General features: G+C 62.6%; 16 protein-coding genes, 1 tRNA gene and 3 pseudogenes. 8 read left to right on the top strand and 12 right to left on the bottom strand.

Annotated elements, in window-relative coordinates; all coding sequences use genetic code 11:
* The first annotated feature begins 134 nt into the window (after positions 1-134).
* The 7 genes from rpmJ to ALIDE2_RS21565 all read left to right on the top strand — a co-directional run bounded on the left by rpmJ (position 135) and on the right by ALIDE2_RS21565 (position 3,460).
* Entirely contained in the window at positions 135-248 is a 114-nt protein-coding gene (rpmJ, locus tag ALIDE2_RS21595; protein WP_003050535.1) for a 50S ribosomal protein L36, read from the top strand.
* A gap of 23 nt (positions 249-271) precedes the next feature.
* Positions 272-637 (top strand): 30S ribosomal protein S13, encoded by a 366-nt coding sequence (gene rpsM / locus ALIDE2_RS21590; RefSeq protein ID WP_011803864.1) that lies wholly within the window; start codon positions 272-274, stop codon positions 635-637.
* A gap of 15 nt (positions 638-652) precedes the next feature.
* Entirely contained in the window at positions 653-1,057 is a 405-nt protein-coding gene (gene rpsK, locus ALIDE2_RS21585) for a 30S ribosomal protein S11 (protein ID WP_011793799.1), read from the top strand.
* Between the two features lie 91 nt (positions 1,058-1,148).
* The gene (rpsD, locus tag ALIDE2_RS21580; RefSeq protein WP_041701160.1) at positions 1,149-1,772 is read left to right on the top strand and encodes a 30S ribosomal protein S4; all 624 of its coding nucleotides are present in this window, start codon (positions 1,149-1,151) and stop codon (positions 1,770-1,772) included.
* A gap of 112 nt (positions 1,773-1,884) precedes the next feature.
* Complete coding sequence (locus tag ALIDE2_RS21575; RefSeq protein ID WP_013520734.1) at positions 1,885-2,880, top strand: DNA-directed RNA polymerase subunit alpha; 996 nt, start codon at positions 1,885-1,887, stop codon at positions 2,878-2,880.
* An 88-nt stretch (positions 2,881-2,968) separates the two neighbouring features.
* Positions 2,969-3,358: a 50S ribosomal protein L17 gene (gene rplQ / locus ALIDE2_RS21570; RefSeq protein ID WP_013723136.1), complete on the top strand. Its 390-nt coding sequence runs from the start codon at positions 2,969-2,971 to the stop codon at positions 3,356-3,358.
* Between the two features lie 25 nt (positions 3,359-3,383).
* A tRNA-Met gene (locus ALIDE2_RS21565) sits at positions 3,384-3,460 on the top strand.
* 497 nt (positions 3,461-3,957) lie between these two features.
* On the opposite strand, the gene ALIDE2_RS21560 is transcribed toward ALIDE2_RS21565, so the two are convergent.
* The 7 genes and pseudogenes from ALIDE2_RS21560 to ALIDE2_RS21540 form a co-directional block, all read right to left on the bottom strand.
* On the bottom strand, positions 3,958-5,148 hold the full coding sequence (locus ALIDE2_RS21560) for an IS91 family transposase (RefSeq protein ID WP_013723135.1): 1,191 nt from the start codon (positions 5,146-5,148) through the stop codon (positions 3,958-3,960).
* A 10-nt stretch (positions 5,149-5,158) separates the two neighbouring features.
* Positions 5,159-5,323, bottom strand: a pseudogene (locus tag ALIDE2_RS24755) (tyrosine-type recombinase/integrase); the annotation flags it as partial.
* A gap of 105 nt (positions 5,324-5,428) precedes the next feature.
* Positions 5,429-6,424, bottom strand: a complete 996-nt coding sequence (locus tag ALIDE2_RS21555; RefSeq protein WP_013723134.1) for a site-specific integrase — start codon at positions 6,422-6,424, stop codon at positions 5,429-5,431.
* Entirely contained in the window at positions 6,421-7,353 is a 933-nt protein-coding gene (locus ALIDE2_RS21550; RefSeq protein WP_013723133.1) for a tyrosine-type recombinase/integrase, read from the bottom strand. The genes ALIDE2_RS21555 and ALIDE2_RS21550 overlap by 4 nt, the downstream gene beginning before the upstream one ends.
* Positions 7,350-7,895: a site-specific integrase gene (locus tag ALIDE2_RS24750; RefSeq protein WP_158307699.1), complete on the bottom strand. Its 546-nt coding sequence runs from the start codon at positions 7,893-7,895 to the stop codon at positions 7,350-7,352. The genes ALIDE2_RS21550 and ALIDE2_RS24750 overlap by 4 nt, the downstream gene beginning before the upstream one ends.
* Entirely contained in the window at positions 7,829-8,593 is a 765-nt protein-coding gene (locus tag ALIDE2_RS24105) for a site-specific integrase (protein ID WP_158307698.1), read from the bottom strand. The genes ALIDE2_RS24750 and ALIDE2_RS24105 overlap by 67 nt, the downstream gene beginning before the upstream one ends.
* Positions 8,594-8,701: 108 nt before the next feature.
* Positions 8,702-9,433, bottom strand: a complete 732-nt coding sequence (locus tag ALIDE2_RS21540; protein WP_049791364.1) for a tyrosine-type recombinase/integrase — start codon at positions 9,431-9,433, stop codon at positions 8,702-8,704.
* Positions 9,434-9,625: 192 nt separating this feature from the next.
* Between ALIDE2_RS21540 and ALIDE2_RS21535 the strand changes: the two are divergent.
* Positions 9,626-10,753: pseudogene (locus ALIDE2_RS21535) on the top strand (IS110 family RNA-guided transposase).
* A gap of 416 nt (positions 10,754-11,169) precedes the next feature.
* Here ALIDE2_RS21535 and ALIDE2_RS21530 read toward each other — a convergent pair.
* From ALIDE2_RS21530 to ALIDE2_RS21515, 5 genes and pseudogenes are all read right to left on the bottom strand, one after another.
* On the bottom strand, positions 11,170-12,549 hold the full coding sequence (locus ALIDE2_RS21530) for an IS4 family transposase (RefSeq protein WP_013723132.1): 1,380 nt from the start codon (positions 12,547-12,549) through the stop codon (positions 11,170-11,172).
* 183 nt (positions 12,550-12,732) lie between these two features.
* Positions 12,733-13,068: pseudogene (locus ALIDE2_RS25660) on the bottom strand (LysR family transcriptional regulator); the annotation flags it as partial.
* Between the two features lie 197 nt (positions 13,069-13,265).
* On the bottom strand, positions 13,266-14,246 hold the full coding sequence (locus ALIDE2_RS21525; RefSeq protein ID WP_013723131.1) for a sugar ABC transporter substrate-binding protein: 981 nt from the start codon (positions 14,244-14,246) through the stop codon (positions 13,266-13,268).
* A gap of 39 nt (positions 14,247-14,285) precedes the next feature.
* A complete protein-coding gene (locus tag ALIDE2_RS21520; RefSeq protein WP_013723130.1) occupies positions 14,286-15,236 on the bottom strand; it encodes an ABC transporter permease in 951 nt (316 codons plus the stop codon).
* Positions 15,233-16,177 carry an ABC transporter permease gene (locus ALIDE2_RS21515; RefSeq protein WP_013723129.1) on the bottom strand — a complete coding sequence of 315 codons (945 nt, stop codon included), beginning with the start codon at positions 16,175-16,177 and terminating at the stop codon, positions 15,233-15,235. Before ALIDE2_RS21515 ends, ALIDE2_RS21520 begins: the two co-directional genes overlap by 4 nt.

Below are 16,177 nucleotides of genomic sequence, written 5' to 3'. Positions count from 1 at the left end.
TTGGTAAATGCGCTATAGTGGTGGGTTCGCCAGAGAAACAACGGTTTATTGATGCCCTTCGATCCATCGCGGGCACGTGTTTTGTGTTCCGCGCAGTGGGCCGGGACGATTGGACAAGAGTTTAGGAGAATGCAATGAGAGTTTCGGCTTCGGTCAAGAAAATCTGCCGCAACTGCAAAATCATCCGCCGCAAGGGCGTGGTGCGCGTGATCTGCACGGATCAGCGCCACAAGCAGCGCCAAGGTTGATTGGGAAATATTAGAGGACGCACATGGCTCGTATCGCTGGTATCAACATCCCGCCCCATCAGCACACCGAGATTGGCCTGACGGCCATCTACGGGATTGGGCGCACCCGTGCTCGCAAAATCTGCGAAGCATGTGGAATCGCTTATTCCAAGAAGGTCAAGGAATTGACCGACGCCGATCTGGAGAAGATTCGTGACCAGATCGCCCAGTTCACCATCGAAGGTGACCTGCGCCGTGAAACCACGATGAACATCAAGCGCCTGATGGACATCGGCTGCTATCGCGGCTTCCGCCATCGCCGTGGCCTGCCCATGCGCGGCCAGCGCACACGCACCAACGCCCGCACCCGCAAGGGCCCGCGCAAGGGTGCAGCGGCACTGAAGAAGTAAGATTGAAAGATCCATATGGCCAAGTCTCCCGCCAATAACGCTGCGCAGCGCGTGCGCAAGAAGGTTCGCAAGAACGTGTCGGACGGCATCGCCCACGTGCACGCCTCCTTCAACAACACCATCATCACGATCACCGATCGCCAGGGCAACGCACTGTCCTGGGCTTCCTCGGGTGGTCAGGGTTTCAAGGGCTCGCGCAAGTCCACTCCCTTCGCAGCGCAGGTGGCCTCCGAAGTGGCGGGTCGCGCCGCCATCGAACAGGGCATCAAGAACCTGGACGTCGAAATCAAGGGTCCTGGCCCCGGCCGTGAATCTTCTGTGCGCGCGCTGGGTGCCCTGGGCATCCGCATCACGTCCATCTCCGACGTGACGCCCGTTCCGCACAACGGCTGCCGCCCGCAAAAGCGCCGCCGCATCTGATTTTTTTCACTAAGCCCACCGCCACCGATCGCCTGGTGCGATGGTGGCTCCCGCAGTCCGCTGCGGAAGCAGACAATTCAAGGATATAGAAGTGGCACGTTATCTCGGCCCCAAGGCCAAACTCTCCCGCCGCGAAGGCACCGACCTGTTCCTCAAGAGCGCCCGTCGCTCCATCGCCGACAAGGCCAAGTTCGACTCCAAGCCTGGTCAGCACGGCCGCACCTCCGGTGCCCGTACCTCCGATTACGGCCTGCAGCTGCGCGAAAAGCAGAAGGTCAAGCGTATGTACGGCGTGCTGGAGAAGCAGTTCCGCCGTTACTTCGAGGCCGCAGAGCGCCGCAAGGGCAACACCGGCGCCAACCTGCTGGCCTTGCTCGAGTCCCGCCTGGACAACGTCGTGTACCGCATGGGCTTTGGCTCCACGCGCGCCGAGGCGCGCCAGCTGGTGTCCCACAAGGCGATCACGGTCAACGGCCAGAGCGTCAATATCGCCTCCTACCTGGTGAAGACCGGTGACGTCGTGGCCGTGCGCGAAAAGTCCAAGAAGCAGGCGCGCATCGTCGAGGCACTGCAGCTGGCCCAGCAAGTGGGTATGCCGGCCTGGGTCGAAGTGAATGCCGACAAGGTGGAAGGTACCTTCAAACAAGTGCCCGATCGCGACCAGTTTGGTGCAGACATCAACGAATCCCTGATCGTTGAGTTGTATTCGCGTTGATCCATAGCCGTTACGTTGGCGTAACCCGTTCCTGAACCGCGAGGCATCGCGGTTTAGGTGCTTCATCAGCCTTACCGGTGTAACGAGCTGGGGGCATTGAGAGGAAGTCTGCATGCAAACCAATTTGCTGAAACCCAAGGCAATCAATGTCGAACAACTTGGCCACAACCGCGCCAAGGTCGAACTGGAGCCTTTCGAGCGTGGCTACGGCCACACGCTGGGCAACGCCATCCGGCGTGTCCTGCTCTCGTCCATGGTGGGTTACGCAGCAACCGAGGTGACGATTGCCGGTGTCTTGCACGAGTACTCGTCCATCGACGGTGTCCAGGAGGATGTGGTCAACATCCTGTTGAACCTCAAGGGAGTGGTGTTCAAGCTCCATAACCGCGACGAGGTCACGCTGAGCCTGCGCAAGGATGGCGAGGGCGTTGTGACCGCACGCGACATCCAGACGCCCCACGACGTCGAGATCGTCAACCCCGACCACGTGATTGCCACCCTGTCTGCCGGTGGCAAGCTGGACATGCAGATCAAGGTCGAAAAGGGCCGCGGCTACGTGCCGGGCAATCTGCGCCGTTTCGCGGACGAATCGACCAAGTCGATCGGCCGCATCGTGCTGGACGCGTCCTTCTCGCCCGTCAAGCGTGTGAGCTACACGGTGGAGAGTGCCCGCGTCGAGCAGCGCACCGATCTGGACAAGCTGGTCTTGGAGATCGAGACCAACGGTGCCATCTCGGCCGAAGAAGCCGTGCGTGCGTCCGCCAAGATCCTGGTCGAGCAGCTGGCCGTGTTCGCCCAGCTCGACGGCGGCGAGATCTTCGAAAGCCAGGCCACGGGCGCGCGGGCGGCCAGCGGCGCCACCTTCGACCCGATCCTGCTGCGTCCCGTGGATGAGCTCGAACTCACGGTGCGTTCGGCCAACTGTCTCAAGGCCGAGAACATCTACTACATCGGCGACCTCATCCAGCGCACCGAGAACGAGCTGCTCAAGACCCCGAACCTGGGGCGCAAGTCGCTCAACGAAATCAAGGAAGTTCTGGCTTCGCGCGGTCTCACGCTGGGCATGAAGCTGGAGAACTGGCCGCCGGCTGGTCTCGACAAGCGTTAAGTTATAATTTTCGGTTCCCTGACGGGACCAGTGCCTCGGGCAGTACCTGATACGGCTGCCCGATTTAATTACTCATAAGGAAAGCACCATGCGCCACGGACACGGCCTCCGTAAACTGAACCGCACCAGCTCGCACCGCCTTGCGATGCTGCAGAACATGATGAACTCGCTCATTGAGCACGAGGCCATCAAGACCACGCTGCCGAAGGCCAAGGAACTGCGCCGCGTGATCGAGCCCATGATCACCCTGGCCAAGGAAGACTCCGTCGCCAATCGCCGCCTGGCCTTCAACCGCCTGCGTGACCGTGACAGCGTGACCAAGCTGTTCAACGACCTCGGTCACCGCTTCAAGGCCCGTCCGGGTGGCTACACCCGCATCCTGAAGATGGGTTTCCGCGTGGGCGACAATGCGCCCATGGCTTTCGTCGAGCTTGTCGATCGCGCCGAGGAATCGGGTGATACGAGCGCAGAAGGCTGAAAATTCGGATATAATTTAAGTCTGCCGCGCGATGGAGCAGTCTGGTAGCTCGTTGGGCTCATAACCCAAAGGTCGGAGGTTCAAATCCTTCTCGCGCAACCAATATTCAAGCGGTTTCCGATGAAAGTAAACGCCCACTAACAAGTGGGCGTTTTTGTTTGTAGCCCAACCATAGCCTTGCTGTAGCCATTCGTAGCCTATCAGTTTGGTCGATTGGTTCCATGCGACCATTAGGCATGGTTCTGTTTATGGTTGTGAGATACCTGCCCGGAGACTAGCGCGCAGCGATGTTCGGCGACGACCTGAGGGCAGGTGTCGCACAAGCCTCGGTGGAGGAAACCGCGGAGCACACCCCAGTGGGTGTTCAGGGCGCCCGCGCTATGGGGATAGTGGTGGGCTTGAGGCGGTCATTGTCGGTGTTCGGCTGCGGCATACAGACCCTGAATGGTTCAAGCCGATCCGTCGCAGTGCGGCGCTGCGCATGCCGCCGTGCATGGCAGTGGCTGCACGCGGCCGATGGCTGCAGCGGGCACGCAGCGACCCGGCCGGTGCGCACGGATCGACCATCGGCATCGAGTTCAAGGGGGCGCTAGAGCCGGTCATGGGAGTGGCGGTGCGCGGATTTCTGCACCTCGGGCAAAACTCTGAACGATGACCATGGCATGGCCGCAGTGCCGGCAGATGAAGGTGGGACGTGCGGTAGGAAGGTCGGCACTGACGTCTGCGTTGCCAGCCGTGGCGAGTGGCACTGGCACCCCAGGCAAGAGTTCGCGCGCTGCGGCCAGGCTGGCCTTGCGGCAGCCGTTGGCCAGCAAGCCGTAATGCCGAATGCGGTGGAAGCCCCCGGGCAGCACATGCAGCAGGAAGCGGCGCATGAATTCCTGAGGCGACAGCATCATGATCTTGTGGCGCGTTCTGCCCTTGGAGCGGTAGTCCTTCCAACGGAACGTCACGCCACGCTCGTCCCGTGCAAGCAATCGGCTGTTGGAGATCGCTACCCGGTGGGTGTAGCGCGACAGATAGGCCAATACCGCCCCGGGGCCGGCGAAGGGCCGTTTGGCATAAACCACCCACTCGAGCTTGCGCAAGGGTGCCAGCCAGGTCTTGAACGCCCGCGCGTCGGCCAAGGCGGCATGCTCGCCGAAGAACCGCAGCGTGCCAGCGTCGTGCAACCGCACAAGCTCCTCCAGAAAGCGCCGCCGGAGCAGACGCGAGAGCACCCGCACCGGCAGGAAGAAGCCCGGCCGGCACGCCACCCAGGTCTTGCCATCGGCCGCGATCCCGCCACCGGGCACGATGCCATGCACATGGGGATGGTGGGTCAGCGCCGAGCCCCAGGTGTGCAGTACCAGCGTGGCGCCGATCCTGGCACCCAGGTGCTTCGGATCGGCGGCGATGGTCAGCAAGACCTCCGCGGCCAGATCGAACAGCAGCCCGTACAGCAGGGCCTTGTTCTGGTACGCGAGGTCGGCAATGGGCGCCGGCAGCGTGAACACCACGTGGTAGTAGTCCACCGGCAACAGATCGGCCTGGCGTGCGTCCAGCCAACGCTGTGCAGCGGCGCTCTGACACTTGGGGCAGTGCCGGTTGCGGCAGGAGTTGTAGGAGACCTGGTCTGTGCCGCAGCCCTCGCAGCGCAACACGTGTCCTCCCAGCGCCGCGCTGCGGCACTGTTCGATGGCCGACATGACCTTGAGCTGGCCCAGGCTCAGGTGACCGCGCTGGGCGGCACGCCACGCCGGGCCGTGTTGGCGGAAGATGTCGGCGAGCTCCAGGATGGGCCGCTGCACGAGAGTGACCTCAAGCGGGCGGCATGGGCTCCAGCGGGCCGATCACCTCACGCAGCAAGTCGGTGGCGACGTGGGCGTAGATCGATGTGGTCTCCAGCTTCTTGTGTCCCAGCAGCACCTGGATGACGCGGATGTCGACCTTGCGCTCCAGCAAATGCGTGGCGAAGCTGTGGCGCCTATGCCGAATACCAGGCAATGCCGCATGTAAGCGGCGTGGCACGAGCGGGCCCAGTCGAGCTTGATCGCATGCACGCTGGGCTCCGCGGCATAGTTCTCGGCGTCACAGCGACTGCAGGAAGGCCAACAGTTTGTCGTCAGGCCGAAACCGCCCAGTCCTGGTGCCCAGCGGTTGGACCTTGTCGAGCGCGGCCTGTTTGATCTGCAGGTTGGCGTCCAGATAGATCTGCGTCGTCTCGATGGATTCGTGGCCGAGCCACATGGCGATCACAGTGCGGTCCACGCCCGCTTGCAGCAATTCCATCGCCGCCGAGTGGCGTAGCACATGTGGGGTCACGTGCTTGCAGGCCAGCGACGGGCAGCTCTGTGCAGCCCGGGCGACGTGCTTGGACACCAGGTGTTGCACGGCATCGGCGCTCAGGCGCGTTCCACGCGCGCTGCAGAAGACCAAGTCTTGTTCGGCGTCGATCTCACGCAGCAGCGCCCGCAGGGCTTGGGCAGTCGCCTTGGTCAGCGGCGTGACACGTTCCTTGCGGCCTTTGCCGATCACGCGCACATGCGCGCCGACGCCAAGCTCCGTGTCGTCGCGCCGCAATGCGGTGAGTTCGGACAGGCGCAACCCCGTCTGCACCGCCAGCAGCATCAGCGCGTGATCACGCCTGCCCGCGCGTGTCTGGAGATCAGGTGCGTGCAGCAAAGCGTCGATCTCCTCGCGCGCAAGAAAGCCGATCTGCGCGCGTGTGCACCGCTTGCTGGGGATGGCCAGTACACGCTGGATCTGTGCCGCGTGCGTGGGCAGCTCGAACGCTGCATAGCGGAAGAACGAACGAATCGCCGTCAGGCGCAGGTTGCGGCTCGCAGCGCTGATGCCGCGGGCAGACTGCAAGTCTTCCAGAAACGCGGCGACCAGCGAGGCATCGATCTGCTCGAAGGTCAAGCGCTGCGGCTGCACCCCGATCCGACGCTGCGCGAAACGCAGCAGCAAGCGAAAGCTGTCACGGTACGAACTGATCGTATGCGGGCTGGCCTGGCGCTGGCGCATCATCCGATCCGTGAAGAAGCCCTGCAGCAGAGCCTGGAACCCTGGCGTCGTTGTCATGGCCGATCCTCCCAGCGTCGTTGCACACGGTCCATCGCCAGCGTCAACAACTGCGGGTGGGCGCTCAGGTACCAGTAGGTGTCGGCCACATGGACGTGCCCGAGGTAGGTCGACAACACGGGAAGGCGCCGCTCGATGTCTTGCTCTGATCGGTACCAGTTCATCAGCGTCTCCACTGCGAATCGATGCCGAAAATCGTGTAACCGGGGCCCATGGCTGTCGGTCGGACCCCGCAGACCGACCGCACGCGACAGGTGGTAGAAGGTGCGGTGCACGTCGCCACAATCAAGCGGGTGACCAGTGCGTGTGACAAAGAAGTGCGGTGACTGACAGTCGCCCAGATGTTCGGCACGGCACCGGCGGTAACCGGCCAGCACCTCACACGTCGAGGCGTGGATGGGCACCAGTCGAGACTGGCCGAACTTGGTGCCGCGCACCGTCAGCACGCCGGCGTCCAGGTCGACATCGTCCAGCCGCAAGCGCAGCGCCTCGCCGATCCTCAGGCCGGTCACGCTCAGCAGACCCAACAGCGTGTGGTGGGTTCTGTGCCGCAAGCCCGAGACGGGTGGCAGTTGGAGCGCCTGAGCGAGCAGGCCAGCGATCTCCTCGGATGCATACAGGTAGGGTCGCGCACGCCCGGGGCGAAACGGCAAAAGGCCTGGCGCAGGAACCTCGGTGGCCGGATCGCTGGCGCGGTGATGGCGCGCGAAGCCGCGCACGTAACCCAGTCGCTGCGCCCAGTTCGCCGGCTGGGACTGCTGAGGTTGCTGTGCCCACTCCAGGGCAAGGGTCGTGGTGATGTGTTCGGCTTGCCTCAGGGCCATGAACGAGGCGAACTCGGTCAACCGCGCGCCGGCGTCGCGCAACTTGAACCCCAGGCTGCGGCGCAGCGCCAGATAGTCCTGGATCGAATCGGCCAGCGGCTTCATGACGTGCCTTCCGGCCTGGGCAGGGCCAACCCGCGCAGCGCGCCCAGATCGACCTTGGCGTAGATCGTGGTGGTCTGCACATTGCGGTGGCGCAGGATCTGGCCGATCTCGCCAAGGGACGCGCCGTCACCAAGCATCTGGGTGGCCAGGGAGTGGCGCAGCAGATGCGCCCCATAGAACGGCGCGTCGATGCCGGCGCGCTGCAGGGCGCGGCGCACGATGCAACTGACAGCGCTGGGCCCGCGCAGCGGCTGGCGTGGTGCGCGCGCACAGATGAAGACGTTGCGTGCTGAGCATGGCGGACGCCCCTCGCGCAGGTACTCCGCCAATGCTGCGCCGACGTCCGCCGGAAGCGGCAATGGGTCGCATCGCAATGCCGGTCCACGCACACGAATTGCGCCTTCATCCCAATCGAGGTCCTCCAGCGTCAGCGCAACGACTTCGCCGGCACGCAAGCCGAGACGGGACAACAGCATCAGCACCGCGTAGTCCCGGCGACCGATGGGACTTCGTCGATCGCAAGCAGCGAGCAGGCTTTGCACTTGCACGGCCGAGATGGTTCGCGGTAGCCCTGTTCGCGACCAGTTCGCGACCAGTTCGCCACGGTCGGCACGCTGGCATGCAAGTCCGCACCGATCTGCCCTCGGTAGCGCCCATACTGCAGGAACGAACGCAACGCCGACGTCATCGCTTGCGCCTGCTTGGCGTGGTTCAAGCGAGCAGCCTCTGCTTGCACGAACCGCACGACATCGGCCGGCGTGAGAGCGCCCAGCTGCACCTCCGCTGCGCCAAACACGTGCCTGAGGAACCGTCCGACTGCATCACCGTACAGGCGGATCGAAGCCTGGGTGAGGCCTCGCTCGTCCCGCAGATAGCTCACGAACTCCTGGAGCGCTTGTTCGACTGGGGAGGCCAGAGTCACTACGTCGGTATGGCCTGTCAGTCCGTCGCCCTCGATCAAGCCGATGAACTCGCGCAGCGTATGGACATCGCCGCGCCTTCGGCGCCGCTGTGTCCAACGTTCGTTGAGGTATTCGGCCACACGGTCAGCACAGGTGCCAGGACTGCGTACCGGGCGTTGATCGAGCCACACGGCGAAGTCCTTGACCAGACCAAGGGATGCCTTCATCGAGGCCGGGCGATAACCACAGGCACGGCGTCGTTCGGCGAAAACGGCCACGAACGCCATGGAAGAACTGCTGTGCGCCGATTGGCGAGGGTGCTCGAAGGTCTGCGTCACGATCATCTCCAGTCGCGCCACCAAGCGTGGCTGGAGACAAAGCTATGCCGAACGCCGTCCACCATCATCAGCAGGCCATGCTGCTTGCCGCGGCTGACGCGGCATTGCCTAGTATTCGGCATAGTGCCTCAGCGTGTGCGTGGACACGCGCTTGTCGATGCCGGCCGCCTCGGCCGCGGCGTGCACGGCCCGGTTGAGTTGGCGTGCGGTGAGCGGATCCGTCGGGTTCATGCCCGGGAACAGCCAGCCACCGGGCAGCATGCGGCCCTGGGCGTGGGCGATGCGCCACCATACGCGCAGGCGCTGCAGCAGCACCGGGCTGAGCATGGCGTAGCGGTCTTTGCGGCCCTTGCCCTGTTCGACGCGTAGCGTCATGCGCTCGCCGTCCACGTCGGTTACCCTCAGGCCGATGACCTCGCTGGCACGCAAGCCGGCGCCATAGGCCACTGACAGTGCCGCCTGGTGCTTGACGTTGCGCGCCGCGGCGATCAGGCGCGAGACCTCCTGCGGGCTGAGCACCACCGGCAGCGTGTGCGGCAACTTGACCGGCTGCATCCGGGCCATCAGCTTCACGCGCAGCAGTGTGATGTCGAAGAAAAACCGCAGACCGGTCAGCGTGGCGTTGAGCGTCATGGACGAGGTGCCCGAGTCGACCAGGTGCAGCTGGAAGTTGCGCAGATCCTCCACGGTGGCCGTATCGGGCGGGCGGTGCAGATATGCGGCCAGCTTGCGCACGGCGCAGATGTAGGCGTCCTGGGTGCGAGGTTCCAGTTTGCGCAGGCGCATGTCTTCGAGCATGCGTTGACGCAGCGGGGTTGCCGCTGAAGTGATCGTGTCCATGGTTGCAGCTCCGTCGATGGACGAGGCGGGATTGCCTCGCTCCCAAACGGTGCCGCAACTCGGGGATGGAGCGCCCAGGCGTCACGCGGAGCGCCTACCGCGAATACGAAGGGACTTCCCACCTCCCAGCAGCGGTGTCGAAGCGCCATGATTGCGTCGCGATTCTCAACTGAAACCGCAAAGGGGAATCCCATGAACGAGATCACAGGAGTACGGATTGCGCGCGTCGGCGTTGACCTTGCCAAGCAAGTGATTCAAGTCCACGCGGTGGATGTATCGGGCCAGCGCGTGGCAGCGCGGGCGATTAAGCGTGAGCAGTTCTTCGCCTGGTGCGCACAGTTGCCCGCCGGTTGCGTGGTTGCGATGGAGGCCTGCTCGAGCGCGCACCACTGGGCACGCAGGCTGCGCGCTCAGGGGTTGGAGCCGCGGCTGATCGCGGCCCACTTCGTCACCCCGTATCGCATGGAAGGAAAGGGCGGCAAGAACGACGCCACCGACGCTGCGGCGATCTGCGAGGCGGCGTCGCGACCGAGCATGCGCTTCGTGCCGGTCAAGACATGCGAGCAGCAGGGGGTGATGAGCCTGCACCGGGTACGCGAAGGCTTGAAGGAAGAGCGCACGGCCTGCATCAACCAGATCCGCGGTGTCCTGACCGAGTTCGGCTTGGTGTTTGGCAAGAGTCCCAAGGTCTTGCGCGCCGTCTTGAGCGACATCATCGAAGACGCGGGCAACGAGCTCAGTACGACGGCGCGCCTGGTCCTGCAGCGCGCATTCGAGCACTGGCGCGAGCTCGTCGAGCACATGCGGTGGTGCGACCGCCAGGTCGGACAACACGCGCGGTCTAATCCGGCGGCCAAGCGCGCGGCCAAGGTCATCGGAATTGGCGAACTCGGGGCATCAGCGCTGACAGCCGGCGTGGGTGACTTCACGCAGTTCAAGAGTGGCCACCAATTCGGCGCCTAGCTGGGTTTGGTGCCACGCCAGGCTTCCAGCGGCGGCACGATTCACCTTGGGCGCATCACCAAACGCGGCGATGACTACCTGCGCACGCTCCTGATCCAGGGTGCCAAGGCCGCAGTCATGAGCGCCGACAAACGCGACGATCCGATCTCGCGGTGGTTGGCGCAGCTGACGGCGCGCGTGGGCTGGCAAAAGGCCTGCGTGGCCATGGCCAACAAGAACGCGCGCATCCTTTGGGCGGTGATGACCCGCGAAGAGGGCTTCAACTCCGAGTACGTCAGCATCAAGCCACAGGCCAAGCGGCAGGCCGGTAAAGCGGCCGTAGACCCCGCACCGATCTGCAACGCCGGCGTGGCCTGAACGCTGTAAGTCACACCATCCGATCAACTTCGCAACAAGTTCAACGCGTTTCCTCTTCCAGCCAAGACGTGCAATCGAAGATGCATTTGACAGGTCAGACCGGCAGCTGGTGAGCTCGGTAAACCGTGCGGGGCGGCAATCGCGCCCAACACCGTACCGCGAATGGAGTCCGGCTGAGCGGTTCGTATCTGGGCCCGCGCCGCGATGCGCAACAAGGCCGTTTGTAGATGCAAGCTCCACTGTCGGCAAGGCCCCCCGCGCGGCCTGGTGCGTTTCGGTGTGCCGATGGACGCGTTGCGGTTTTTGTTGCGCAACCTGTGATCGGAGGCCGAGGCAGTTTCAATCGATTGAGACATTGGTCGCCGCAATGCTCCCTTTCCGAGTAGGTGAAAGCAAAGGGTTAACCCGAATGGCACTTACTTTGTCGCCCAATCATGGCCGTAGCGCTTGACCTGGCTGCGAGCGTGGGCCCTGGGTGTCTTCAGCCAAGGATAGGGTTTTGGCCGTCGCTTTCGCATGCGAGGTTCGATGCGCCCTGGCCGACTGCCCACTTTGGTTTGCGCGATCAACGCGAACAGCCGCCCGCCATCGTGCGCGGCCGACAGCCCTCGCGCCACCCACTCGGTCCACAATTGCACCGTGTGCTTGAAGCTCAGCGCGCGCGGGTCTTTGCCGGCCTTGCTGGCCGCCTGCGCCATGAGCAGGCGGATCACGTTGTAGGCCAGCAGGTGTGCCCATAGCTGCTTGGCATTCATCTCGGGCGTCTGGCAGCGCAGCACGTCCATGCCGGTGGTGGTCTTCAGGTTGCGAAGGTCCAGCTCGACGTTCCAGCGCCGCGCGTACAGCTGCGACAGATCGTCCTTGCCGATGCGCCGGTGCTCGCGCAGCGTGGTGACCAGCACCTGATGGTGGACCTTGCATTCGCGCAACTCAAGCTCCTCGGGCGCGTCGGCGTACTGCTCGGGCGTCATCCATTGCGGACGGCCCTTCGGCTTGGGCCAGCGCACGATGTGGTCGCGCGTGCCCAGCGCGTGCCCCCGACGAAAGTCCGTGATGCGCGCGCCGTTTTGCTCGAACAACACGTCCACGCCGGCCGCCATCAGCGTGGCAATCAGGAAGTAGTTGCAGTACAGCGCATCGGCCAGCATCACGTCGCCCGGGCGCAGGTTGCCAAGTACCTGGCGCACCAGACTGAGCTCGCCGCTGCCTTTTCCCTGGTGCGGCCCGATGGCCGCATCCAGCGCCGCGCCCGTGGCCAGGCAGATCACCACCACCAGCCGCGCCAGCGGGAACCCCACGCCCTTGGCCTGCGTGCTGGGCTGGGGGTACACGGCCTGGTTCTCGGGGGTGTCGGGCATGGACAGTCCGGTGCCGTCCACCAGCTTGACCGCTCGGCCACGCCACAACCAATGCGCATGGGCCTTCTCGCTGACCAGGCGCCCGGTGTGGCGTGCCAGAGTGCTGACCATCTGCAGCGGCAAGCGCTGGCGCGCTCTGCAATAGCCACCGGTGCGAACACTGCACGCGCGCAGGCCATCGGCCGCACGCTGCGCAGCCCAGCCGTTGACCGCCTTCTGGCACGATCCATCGGCCTCCAGCGTCTGGCGCATGAACATGGACAGCGCAACCGTCGGCGGATACAACCGCTCGCGGTGTTCGGGCAGCAGCGCCTCGGTGGTGTGCAGCAGTTCCTCACTGGTCAGCACATTGAAGAACTCCACCGCATCGGTCGACTTCGAGCGCCGCGCAATGCGGCCGCGGCGTTGATGCAAATCGCTTCGCGCTTTACGATCCATGCTGGCTGGCCTTCGCAGAGATGGGTTGGGTGTTTCGTAACCAACCATCCTATCGATCCAGGGTCAGCCACCCCCCCTTTGCTTTCAAGCACTTACACGATCGGCCGCAATGGCCGCAGCGCTAAAGTAAGTGCCATTCGGGTTAACCCTTGACTCCTAACCCGATTACACCGAAATTGAGATCACCCCCAGTAAAGTTGGCAGGCGCGATGGCGTGATGCCATCGGACAAGGCGATGCGCAACTGATCGTGAAAGCCGACAGAGGCCGATCTCACACTGTCACAGGCCTGCTCCAAAGCGGTGAAGACACGCGGAACACTTTCCAGAAAACGCTGACCGGCCCTCGTCAATCGTGTGCTACGCGTTGTGCGGATGAAAAGAGGGATCCCAAGCTCTTCTTCTAACTCCTTGATAGTACGAGACAGTGGAGACTGATCGATATGCAGCCGGTCGGCAGCGCGAGCAAAGTGAAGCTCGTCCGCTACAACCAAGAAACAACGCAGGTGCCGGAATTCCATAGTAGTTGGTGCCATCCCTATATTAGTTTCGAGGAATGCTTCCGAAAGAAAATATGAGATATCCCGTGCAATGTGTGACACTTAACATCGTTGCATCACTCCTCGAACGAGAAGCTACTCATGCCACAGTGGTTTGCGCAACTCCTCTCAATTTTCATGGCGCCCGTCCGTTAATGCTTGGCGCCTCACGATCGAGGTTATTTGACTGCCGCCAGCTTCAGTGCGTCGGCCCATTCGGGGCAACGGCGGCTCTCCAGGGGCCCATCAAAGCTCGCGTAGTTCGATTTGTCCACAATCGTCGCCTTGAAGACAACTTCGGCCGGCACGCCCTGCTTGCGTACGGCACGAATGGCGGCCATCGTTCCAACGCAACCCTGCAGGAATCCGTTGTAGTCGCCAGACGCAAGCAGCTTGCCACTCTTGATGGCGTCGATTGCCTCCTGGGTCCCGTTGATACCCACAACAAGTGCCTTTCGATTGGAACCCTCCAAGGCTTCGATGACACCACTGGCCATCGCATCGTTGGCAGCCATGATGCCGTCAACCTTCTGATGTGTCTGCAACAGGTTTTCGGTCACTTGCAGCGCTGTCAGCCGAACAAAATTCCCGGGCTGGCTTGCCAGGAGCTTGACCTTCGGGAACTCCTTGAGCGCATCCTGGAAGCCGCGCACGCGATCAGAACTCGTGAGCGAGCCCTTGACGCCTTCAAGAATGATCACGTTGCCTTCACCGCGCAGAGTTTTTAGGAGGTGCCTGCCGGTCACGACGCCAAGGTCGTAGTCGCTTGAACCCACGAATACGGCCACCTTGCCGGACTCTGTACGATCTGTCACCGTGACCACGGGGATTCCCGCGTGGTTGAGCTTTTCCACGCCTGCGGAGATGGCCTTGTAATTAACCGGAATGAGCACCGCGGCGCTTGGCTTCTTCACGACCATATCGTCGATCTGACTCATTTGCTCGGGAATGCTATCCGGTTTGGTTGGCACGTACTGAACCACCTTCGCGTTCATCTGTTTTGCGGCCGTCTCGGCCGCCGTACGGACAACCTGAAAATACGGATTGGTCTGGTTCTTGGTGAAGACGGCGATGGTTTCGCCACTCTGGGCGGCTGCCTGTATCGGCAGTGCGACACTGATGGTCAGCATTGCTGCGGCGGTAAGGGATGCTCTGAGCATAGTTGTCTCCTTGAAATTGGGAACATCGGCCTGGAGGATTCATCGATGGCGCCGGCCAAGCGCATCGAAGAGAACTGACGCAATCACGATCACACCGGTAACGATGGGCTGCCAGCTGGCGCTGATGGACAACAGGTTCATACCGTTCAGGACAACGGCAAGGACAATGCAACCCAGCAAGGTGCCCGTGAGGGTGCCCAAACCGCCAAAAAGTGAGGTTCCCCCAATGAGGACGGCCGCAACCGCTTGCAGCATGAGTGAATCACCGATATCTGCTTCCGCCGAGTTCAAGCGCGCCAGAAAGACCAATGCCGCCAAGCCAGCCATGGCACCGCTGATGACATAGACAAGCGCCACGCGACGATTGACGGGTATGCCGGACAAGCCTGCGGTGGTTGAGTTGGCGCCGATCGCATAGATTTGCTGGCCCAAGGTAGTACGCCTAGTGAACACCGTGCCCAACAAAAGGAATGCGAGCATGATGTAGACGGGAATCGGGATACCCGCGGCAAAACCGCTGCCGATGTACCGCACTTCGCTTGAGAAACCATGAATGGTGGCGCCGCTCATGTACCAATACGCAATGCCCTGGACGATCCACAGCATCCCGTAGGTCGCAATGAAGGCTGGCACACGCAGTACGCAGATAACAAAGGCATTCACTGCACCAATTGCCAGTCCACTGCAAAGCGCTACTGCTGCCCCCGCCAACAAGGAGCCGGTGGACTGAATCACCGTAGCAGCAAGGCATGCGGACAACGAAACGTTCGCACCAATCGACAGGTCAAGCCCACCAGCGATGATGACGATGGTCAGCCCCGACGCGACGAGGAAAAGCAGGCTCGCCTGGCGAAGAATGTTCAGTAGATTGCCGGAGCTGACAAAGGCGTCGGCGAAGTTGCCGATAACCAGGCCGATAACACCCAGAGCCAATAGGCGCAATGCAATGATCCGGGACTCTGGCGACCCGCTGGAGAGGATGTTGTTCATCGGCGAGACTCCATGGCAAGGGCGGCGATGACGAGGACACCAATGGCAGCCACCTGGATCGATGTTGGCAATGCAACCAGGTTCAGGCCATTGCGCAACACCGTAATGAGGATGACGCCCAGCAATGTTCCGAAGAGCGTTCCGCGGCCTTTCACGAAATGCGTCCCGCCCACCACCACCGCTGCAATCGCGTCGAATTCCATGCCCTGCGCAGCGGTCGGATTTCCGCCATTGATGCGTCCTGCAAGCAAGATGCCCGCGATGGCGGCATAAACAGCAGCAAGCACATACACGAGCACAAGACGAGGAAGCACCCGTTTTCCAGCCAGCCTCAGGGCCTCGGCGTTACCGCCCAGCGCGATGACCGACACGCCGAAGCGTGTATGTTTCAATAAGAAGTGGAATAAGCCGTAGGTGCCGACAGCGATCCACACGGGTATGGGAATCCCCATCCAGGTGCCGCTCCATGCGGCTTGGGCGGTGGTGCCGAGCCCAATCAGATCCCGCTCCTCCGCCATAAGCAGCGCAAGACCCGTGGCAATACCCATTGTTCCCAGTGTCGCGACAAACGGCGGAATTCCCAACAGACCAATCAACGACCCGTTAAGCGCGCCGACCAGCGCGCCGACGGCAACGCATGCAAGGATCCCTGCGCCCACCGAACCCGTGCTCTTGACCACGATGGCGAAGATCACAGTGCACAAGGACAGCAGAGCGCCCAGCGAAAGATCCAGGCCTTCGGTCATGATGACGAAGGTCATGGGCAGCGCCAGCAGCAGGAGCAGCGTTGCCTGACTCGCGACATTGAGCAGGTTGCCCGTGGTGAGGAAATTTGGAGCGGATCCCGAGAGCACCGTCAGAAGAATCACGAGCGCCCAAGCGCAGCCTGGAACGTCGCGAAGCAGAGGGGAAAAGCTGGGTTTGGCTTGTGTAATTTGCAC

Source organism: Alicycliphilus denitrificans K601, from assembly GCF_000204645.1.
Lineage (GTDB): Bacteria > Pseudomonadota > Gammaproteobacteria > Burkholderiales > Burkholderiaceae_C > Alicycliphilus > Alicycliphilus denitrificans.
This window is presented reverse-complemented; position numbering and strand designations above follow the sequence as displayed.